Annotated in this window: 9 protein-coding genes and 1 pseudogene; 9 read left to right on the plus strand and 1 reads right to left on the minus strand. The window is 65.8% G+C overall.

All coding sequences use genetic code 11. The annotated features are described in order from the left end of the window. Positions 1-466 (plus strand): annotated as a pseudogene (locus ACREBX_RS14355) (mannitol dehydrogenase family protein); the annotation flags it as partial. Here the strand turns inward: ACREBX_RS14355 and ACREBX_RS14360 are convergent. Beyond that, positions 463-1,350: a LysR family transcriptional regulator gene (locus ACREBX_RS14360; protein WP_431562427.1), complete on the minus strand. Its 888-nt coding sequence runs from the start codon at positions 1,348-1,350 to the stop codon at positions 463-465. The pseudogene ACREBX_RS14355 and the gene ACREBX_RS14360 sit on opposite strands and share 4 nt — an antisense overlap. 97 nt (positions 1,351-1,447) lie before the next feature. Here ACREBX_RS14360 and ACREBX_RS14365 point away from each other — a divergent pair, with 97 nt between their 5' ends. The 8 genes from ACREBX_RS14365 to ACREBX_RS14400 are packed head-to-tail and all read left to right on the plus strand — an operon-like array spanning position 1,448 to position 7,747. After that, a complete protein-coding gene (locus ACREBX_RS14365; RefSeq protein WP_431562428.1) occupies positions 1,448-2,941 on the plus strand; it encodes a CoA-acylating methylmalonate-semialdehyde dehydrogenase in 1,494 nt (497 codons plus the stop codon). A gap of 5 nt (positions 2,942-2,946) precedes the next feature. Further along, on the plus strand, positions 2,947-3,336 hold the full coding sequence (locus ACREBX_RS14370) for a RidA family protein (protein ID WP_431562429.1): 390 nt from the start codon (positions 2,947-2,949) through the stop codon (positions 3,334-3,336). Further along, positions 3,333-4,262, plus strand: a complete 930-nt coding sequence (locus ACREBX_RS14375) for a polysaccharide deacetylase family protein (protein ID WP_431562430.1) — start codon at positions 3,333-3,335, stop codon at positions 4,260-4,262. The genes ACREBX_RS14370 and ACREBX_RS14375 overlap by 4 nt, the downstream gene beginning before the upstream one ends. 46 nt (positions 4,263-4,308) lie before the next feature. Next, positions 4,309-4,842: a hypothetical protein gene (locus ACREBX_RS14380; protein WP_431562431.1), complete on the plus strand. Its 534-nt coding sequence runs from the start codon at positions 4,309-4,311 to the stop codon at positions 4,840-4,842. Between the two features lie 23 nt (positions 4,843-4,865). Beyond that, the gene (locus tag ACREBX_RS14385; protein ID WP_431562432.1) at positions 4,866-5,168 is read left to right on the plus strand and encodes an I78 family peptidase inhibitor; all 303 of its coding nucleotides are present in this window, start codon (positions 4,866-4,868) and stop codon (positions 5,166-5,168) included. Continuing rightward, positions 5,161-5,562, plus strand: coding sequence for a RidA family protein (locus tag ACREBX_RS14390; RefSeq protein ID WP_431562433.1), 402 nt, complete (start codon positions 5,161-5,163; stop codon positions 5,560-5,562). The genes ACREBX_RS14385 and ACREBX_RS14390 overlap by 8 nt, the downstream gene beginning before the upstream one ends. Next, entirely contained in the window at positions 5,559-6,704 is a 1,146-nt protein-coding gene (locus tag ACREBX_RS14395; RefSeq protein ID WP_431562434.1) for an acyl-CoA dehydrogenase family protein, read from the plus strand. The genes ACREBX_RS14390 and ACREBX_RS14395 overlap by 4 nt, the downstream gene beginning before the upstream one ends. After that, the gene (locus ACREBX_RS14400) at positions 6,701-7,747 is read left to right on the plus strand and encodes an enoyl-CoA hydratase/isomerase family protein (RefSeq protein ID WP_431562435.1); all 1,047 of its coding nucleotides are present in this window, start codon (positions 6,701-6,703) and stop codon (positions 7,745-7,747) included. Before ACREBX_RS14395 ends, ACREBX_RS14400 begins: the two co-directional genes overlap by 4 nt. Positions 7,748-7,826 lie beyond the last annotated feature (79 nt).

Below are 7,826 nucleotides of genomic sequence, written 5' to 3' on the forward strand. Positions count from 1 at the left end.
CGCGCATTCGGCGCTCGCCTATATCGGACTTGGGGCAGGGCACGCGTTTGTCCATCAGGCTATCGCCGACCCGGCGATCCGGCCAGTGATCGAGCGGCTGATGCGCGAGGAAGCCGTCCCGACGATCCACGCCGCACCTGGGCAGGACCTCACTGCCTATGCCGCGGCCCTGCTCGACCGTTTCGCCAACCCCGCGCTGAACCACCGGCTGATCCAGATCGCGACGGATGGTAGCCAGAAAATCCCGCAACGCTGGCTCGAAACGCTCGCTTGGCATCAGGCGCGCGGGCAGCGCTGTCCCTCGCTCGAAGCGGCGATCGCCGCATGGATCGCCTTCCTGCGTAGCGACCATCCGATCGACGACCCGCTCGCCGACAAGCTGCGCGAGGCTGCGGCCGGTACGGACGCGATGGAACGCCTGTTCGGCGATGGCGGCCTGATCGGCTCCGACTGGCGTCCGACCTAGGCCGGAACCAGCAACCCCCGGCTCTCGCGCACTTCGGCGTCGAGCCAGTCGATAAAGGCGCGGATGCGCGGCTGCGGCGCGACGTCGCGGTGGAGCGCGAGCCAGAAGGCGCGCGCCACCGTCTGCTCGGGCCGCACGCGCACCAGTCCGGGATCGCCCGCCGCGAGGAAGCAGGGGAGCACGCCGACCCCCGCGCCGCCCGCGATCATCCGCCGCTGCGCAAGGATCGACGAGGAGCGGACGGTCGCGCGCAGCCCCGGCTCGATCTCGCCCAGATAATCGAGTTCGGGGGCGTAGAGGATGTCGGGCATATAACCGATCACCGGAATCCCCGTGCGCGACAGCGGCGCGGCCGCGACCGCCTCCTGCCAGTCGGGCCGGCCGGCGGGCGCATAAATGCCAAGGCTGTAATCCGACAGCTTGCGCGTGATCAGCGGGCCCTTGCGCGGCCGCGCCAGCAGCACCGCCATATCGGCCTCGCGCCGCGATGGGTTGAGGAAGCCCGACGAGGCGACAAGGTCGATCTCAAGCTCGGGATGCGCCGCGACGAAGGTCGCAAGGCGCGGCGCGATAAAGCTGTTGCCGAACCCTTCGGACACGCTCACCCGCAACTGCCCCGACAGTGCCGACCCGCCGCCGGGGGCCATATGGATGCGCGCCGCCGCCGCCGCCATCGCTTCGGCGTGCGGGACGAGCGCCCGGCCGGCCGCGGTCAGAACGAAACCCGTTGGCGCGCGTTCGAAGAGTGTCTGGCCAAGCGCAGCTTCCAAGGCGCTTACGCGTCGGCTCACCGTCGTCGCATCGACCGCCAACGCCGCGCTGGCGCGCGCGAGGGTGCCGTGACGCGCGACGAACAGGAAATATTGCAGCCTATCCCAATCCATGACCTGCAAATATGCAGTATCGCCCTGCAAGTCTATCCCTTGCAATCGCACCGTAACTGGTCTGTGGCAGCCGCAAGATTTTACGGGAGACTCGGACATGCGACAGATCGACCATCACATCGTCGGCGGTGCCGGCGGCAGCGCCCGCCAAGGCGACGTCTTCGACCCCAACAGCGGCGGCGTCCAGGCGCAGGTCGCGCTCGGCGACGCGGCGTTGCTCGACCGCGCGGTCGCCGCGGCGAAGAAGGCGCAGCCCGCCTGGGCCGCGACGAACCCGCAGCGACGCGCGCGCGTGATGTTCGAGTTCAAGCGCCTCGTCGAAGCGAATATGGACAGCCTCGCGCACATGCTGTCGAGCGAACATGGCAAGGTGATCGCCGATTCGAAGGGCGACATCCAGCGCGGGCTCGAAGTCATCGAATTCTGCTGCGGCATCCCGCATGTGCTCAAGGGCGAATATACCCAAGGCGCCGGGCCCGGCATCGACGTTTATTCGATGCGCCAGCCGATCGGCATCGGGGCGGGCATCACGCCGTTCAACTTCCCCGCGATGATCCCGCTGTGGATGAGCGGCGTCGCGATCGCCACCGGCAACGCCTTCATCATCAAGCCGAGCGAGCGCGATCCGTCGGTCCCCGTGCGCTTCGCCGAGCTGTTCCTCGAAGCGGGCCTGCCCGAAGGCATCTGCCAGGTCGTTCACGGCGACAAGGAAATGGTCGATGCGATCCTCGACCATCCCGATATCGGCGCGGTCAGCTTCGTCGGCTCGTCGGATATCGCGCATTATGTCTACAATCGCGGCGTCGCCAACGGCAAGCGCGTTCAAGCGATGGGCGGCGCGAAGAACCATGGCATCGTCATGCCCGACGCCGATCTCGACCAGGTCGTCAATGATCTGACCGGCGCGGCCTTCGGCTCGGCGGGCGAGCGCTGCATGGCGCTGCCGGTCGTCGTCCCCGTCGGCGAAGACACCGCGAATCGCCTGCGCGAGAAACTGATCCCCGCGATCGCGGCGCTGCGCGTCGGCGTGTCGACCGATGCCGAGGCGCATTACGGCCCCGTCGTGACGCAGGCGCACAAGGAAAAGGTCGAAGGCTGGATCCAGAAATGCGCCGACGAAGGCGCCGAGCTCGTCGTCGATGGCCGCGGCTTCAGCCTGCAGGGGCATGAGAAGGGCTTCTTCATCGGCCCGACTTTGTTCGACCATGTCACCACCGACATGGAATCGTACAAGGAAGAAATCTTCGGCCCCGTGCTGCAGATCGTCCGCGCCCCCGATTTCGAAACCGCGCTCGAACTGCCGTCGAAGCACCAGTACGGCAATGGCGTCGCGATCTTCACGCGCAACGGCCACGCCGCGCGCGAATTCGCGGCGCGCGTCAATGTCGGCATGGTCGGCATCAACGTGCCGATCCCGGTGCCCGTCGCCTATCACAGCTTCGGCGGCTGGAAACGCTCGGCATTCGGCGACACCAACCAGCACGGCATGGAAGGCGTGAAATTCTGGACCAAGGTCAAGACGATCACCCAGCGCTGGCCCGACGGTTCGTCCGAAGGGGGTAACGCCTTCGTCATCCCGACGATGGGCTGACCCGGATGGAGATGATCCCCCATAATCCGACCGAGGGCGTATACGCGACCGGCGGCGATTGGGTGCATGCGATGGAGGTTCGCGGGGCGGGGCGGCTGCTGTTCGTGAGCGGCACGATGGGTTTGAGACCTGATTTCTCCGCGCCCGCCACGCTGGAGGAACAGCTTGATTGCGTGTGGAACAATCTCCGCGCGATCCTGGCCAGCGCCGATATGAGCACTGCCAATATCGTCCGGCTGACCAGCTATTTGCGCGATGCAAGCTATGCGGAGGCTAATGCCGCCGCCCGGCTCAAGGCGCTCGGTACACGGCGCATCCCGACCACCGCGATCGTCGCCCAGACGCTCGAAAGCGATTGGCTGGTCGAGATCGAGATCGTGGCGGCCGCCGAATGAGGCTCTGGCTCGCGATCCTCCTCCTGCTCGGCGCGATGCCCGCGCATGCGCAGAAGCGGATCGCGCTCAGCTTCGACGACGCCCCACGCGCTCGCGGCGCTTTCTTCACGCCCGATGAGCGGACGAAGCACATCATCGCCGAGCTGGAAAAGGCCAAGGCCCCGCAGGCGGTCTTCTTCGTCAACCCCAGCGCGATCGGGCACGGCGATGGCGTCGGCGGCGAAGAGCGTATCGCCGCCTATGTCGGCGCGGGCCATGTCATCGCCAACCACAGCAACAGCCATCCGCATCTGAGCGCGATGACCGCCGACGCCTATCTCGCCGACATCGACGCGGCCGAGGTCTGGCTCAAGGGCCGCCCCGGCTATCGCCCCTGGTTCCGCTTTCCCTTCCTCGACGAGGGCGGAAAGGACAAGGCGAAGCGCGACGCCTTGCGCGCCGGGCTCGCCGCACGCGGCCTCCGCAACGGCTATGTCACCGCCGAATCGTCCGACTGGCACCTCGAAAGCCTGACCCGCGAGGCGGTGCAGGCGGGGAAGGCGATCGACGGCAAGGCGCTCGGCGACCTCTATGTGACATGGCATGTCGAGGCAGCCGGTTTCGCCGGCGCGATGATGCAGAAGACGACCGGCCGCCAGCCGGTGCAGATGCTGTTGCTCCACGAAACCGACTTGGCCGCGCTCTATATCGGCGGCCTCGTTCGTGCATTGCGCAAGGCCGGCTGGACCGTCGTCAGCGCCGACACCGCTTATGCCGACCCGATCGGCAAGGAAATGCCCGACACCACCGTCGCGAACGGCACACTCACCGAAGCGCTGGCTTGGGCTGCCGGCATCCCCGCGCCGCGCTGGTATCGCTACAACCAGACCGATCTCGCGACCGCGGTGTTTCGCGCGAAGGTGCTCGGCCAAGGGGATGGCGAATGAAACCTGCGCGCCGCACTGGGCATTCTCATTTCGAAGGAGATTGTCGATGACCCGCCTGATGCTTCCCGCCAGTTTGCTGCTGCTCGCCGCGTGCAGCGGCGGCGAGGACAAGTCCCAGCCCGAAGACAGCGCGGCGATCTCGCCGCTGCAAAAGGCCGCGCGCCCCGCGCCCGGCGAAACGCCCGAGGCGAAGGTCGATGCGGACATGCCCGATGCGACCGAAGAAACGGCCGCGAAGCCCGAACCCGCAACCGCGTCTGACGGCAAGACGATCCCGCCCGCGATCCGCGGCCGCTGGGCGCTCAAGGTCGCCGATTGCAAGGCGAAGAAGGGTAGCGACCTCACCGCGCTGACGATCGATGGGACGAACCTGCGCTTCTACGAATCGCACGGCGAGCTGGCGCGCGTTCGCGAGAGTGGCGCCGGTCGCATCGTCGCAGATTATAAATTCAGCGGCGAGGGCGTCGAATGGGATCGCCGGATGCAGCTCGACCTCGCCGATGGCGGCAAAGTGCTGATCCGCCGCGACGAGGGCGAGGGTGCCGCCGCGGGTCCGATGCGCTATACGCGCTGCACTTGAAGGATAGGAAAGGGAGACGAAAGATGGATATTCGCCTTTTAGCAATTGCAGCCGTTCTGCCGCTCGCCGCTTGTACGCAAGAGCGGCCGCCCGTCGAATCGACCCCCACGCCGCCTACCGAAGCCGTGTGCAACGCCGATAGCGTGCAGTCGCTCGTCGGCCAGACCGCGACCGGCGAGGTCGGCGGCCAGCTGCTCAAGGGCAGCGGCGCGACGACGCTGCGCTGGGTGCCGCCGCGCACCGCGGTCACCATGGACTTCCGCCCCGACCGGCTGACCGTCTCTTATGACGATGCGATGAAGATCGAGCGGATCAGCTGTGGTTGACTCCGGTCGCCGCAACCATAGCTCGGCATCCCCGTTCGAACCGATCTATGGCTATAGCCGGGCGGTTCGGGTGGGCGACCGGATCGACGTCGCGGGCTGCGCGCCGATCGAGGCCGACGGGTCTTCGACCGTCGGCGACGCGGGCGTCCAAGCGGCGCGCTGCCTGACGATCATTTTGGACGCGCTCGCGGCGCTCGGCGGCAGCCCCGCCGATGTGGTGCGCACGCGCATGTACATCACCGATGCCGCCGACGCCGATCTTGTCGGCCGCGCGCACGGCACGGTGTTCGGGGATATTCGCCCGGCATCGACGATGCTTGTCATACCCGCACTGATCCGCCCCGAGTGGAAAGTCGAAATCGAAGCCGAAGCCATCATCGAGACACAGACATGACCGATCAATTCCAGCTTACCGACGACCAGCTTGCGATCCAGGACATGGCGCGCAAATTCACCGCCGATGCGATCACGCCGCACGCGGCCGAATGGGACGAGAAGCAGCATTTTCCGCGCGACGTGATCAAGCAGGCTGCCGAACTCGGCTTCGCCGCGATTTACGTGAGCGAGGAAGCGGGCGGCATCGGGCTTGGCCGATTGGAAGCCGCGCTGATCATGGAGGCGATGTCCTATGGTTGCCCCGCGACAAGCGCCTTCATCTCGATCCACAATATGTCGAGCTGGATGATCGACACCTTCGGCAATGCCGAGGTGAAGGCGAAATTCTTGCCCGACCTTGTCACGATGGACACGATCGCGAGCTATTGCCTGACCGAGCCCGGTTCGGGGTCTGACGCCGCGGCGCTCAAGACCACAGCAAAACTCGAGGGCGACCATTATGTCGTCAACGGCACCAAGCAATTCATTTCGGGCGCCGGGGTCAACGACATCTATGTGACGATGGTCCGCACCGGCGCGCCGGGGCCGAAGGGCATTTCCTGCCTCGTCATCGAAAAGGACATGCCGGGCGTCAGCTTCGGCGCCAAGGAGCGCAAGCTCGGCTGGAACGCCTCGCCGACCGCGCAGGTGATCTTCGACAACGTGCATGTACCGGTCGAAAATCGCGTCGGCGCCGAGGGTGACGGTTTCCGCTTTGCGATGGCGGGACTCGACGGCGGGCGGCTCAACATCGGCGCCTGCTCGCTCGGCGGCGCGCAACGCTGTCTCGACGAGGCGGTCGCTTACACCAAGGATCGCCAGCAGTTCGGGTCGCCGATCGCCGATTTCCAGAACACCCAGTTCATGCTCGCCGACATGGCGACCGACCTCGAAGCCGCGCGGGCGCTGCTCTATATGGCGGCGGCGAAGGTCACCGCGAACGCGCCCGACAAGTCGCGCTTCTCGGCTATGGCCAAGCGGCTCGCGACCGACAACGGCAGCAAGATCGTCGACGACGCGCTGCAATTGTTCGGCGGCTATGGCTATCTGAAAGACTATCCGATCGAACGTTTCTGGCGCGACCTGCGCGTCCATTCGATCCTCGAAGGCACCAACCAGGTGATGCGGATGATCGTCGGAAGGGACCTGCTGCGCCAATGACCGAGGATGTCCTGATCAGTATTGACGGCCGCGCCGGCCGGCTGTCGCTCAACCGCCCCAAGGCGATCCACGCGCTCAATCTCGCGATGTGCGACGCGATGATCGATGCGCTCATCACATGGCGCGAGGACGATGCGGTCGAAGCCGTCATCATCGACCATAGCGAAGGCCGTGGTTTCTGCGCCGGCGGCGACATCCGCATGCTGGCGGAAAGCGGAGTGAAGGACGGGAAAGAGGCGCGTGCCTTCTTTCACACCGAATATCGCCTCAACCATTTGCTCTTCACCTATGCGAAGCCCGTCGTTGCCTTCATGGACGGGATCACGATGGGCGGCGGGGTCGGCATTTCGCAGCCGGCGAAATATCGCGTCGCGACCGAACATACACGCTTCGCGATGCCCGAAACGGGGATCGGCCTGTTCCCCGACGTCGGCGGCGGCTGGTATTTGCCGCGATTGGAAGGCCGCGTTGGCGCCTTTCTTGCGCTCACCGGCGCGCGGCTCGACGGCGCCGAATGTCTCGCGCTCGGCCTCGCAACCCATTATCTGCCATCCGAAAAGCTCCCCGAGACGAAGGAGCGCATCGCTGCGCACCCCGACCGCATCGGCGGCATTTTGGGTGAGCTGTCGGTCACCGCGCCGCCCGCGCCGGTTACTCAGCATATCGACAAGATCAACCGGCTGTTCGCGAGCGATGTCTATGAGGATATCATCGCCGCGCTCGACGCCGACGGCGGCGAGTGGACCGAAAAGGAACTGGGAGCACTGCGCACCAAATCGCCGCAGACGTGCAAGGTCGCGCTGCGCCAGCTCAAGGAAGGCGGCGAGATGCACGACTTTGCGGCGCAGATGACGCAGGAATATGCGATCGGCAGCCGCGTCGTCCAGATGCACGATTTCCTCGAGGGCGTCCGCGCGCTGATTATCGACAAGGATAACAGTCCAAAATGGGATCCGCCGACCCCCGAAGCCGTCACCGACGACTGGATCGACGCGATCTTTGCGCCGCTGCCTGAAAGTGAAGCATGGACCCCGCTTACCTAACCTCGTCACCCCGGACTTGATCGGTGACTGTCCCTTTCGAACATGTAGCTGTTCCCCGGCGAAGGCCGGGGTCCAGAGC

Origin of the sequence: Sphingopyxis sp. (genome assembly GCF_050725655.1) — a bacterium.
Classification (GTDB): Bacteria; Pseudomonadota; Alphaproteobacteria; order Sphingomonadales; family Sphingomonadaceae; genus Sphingopyxis.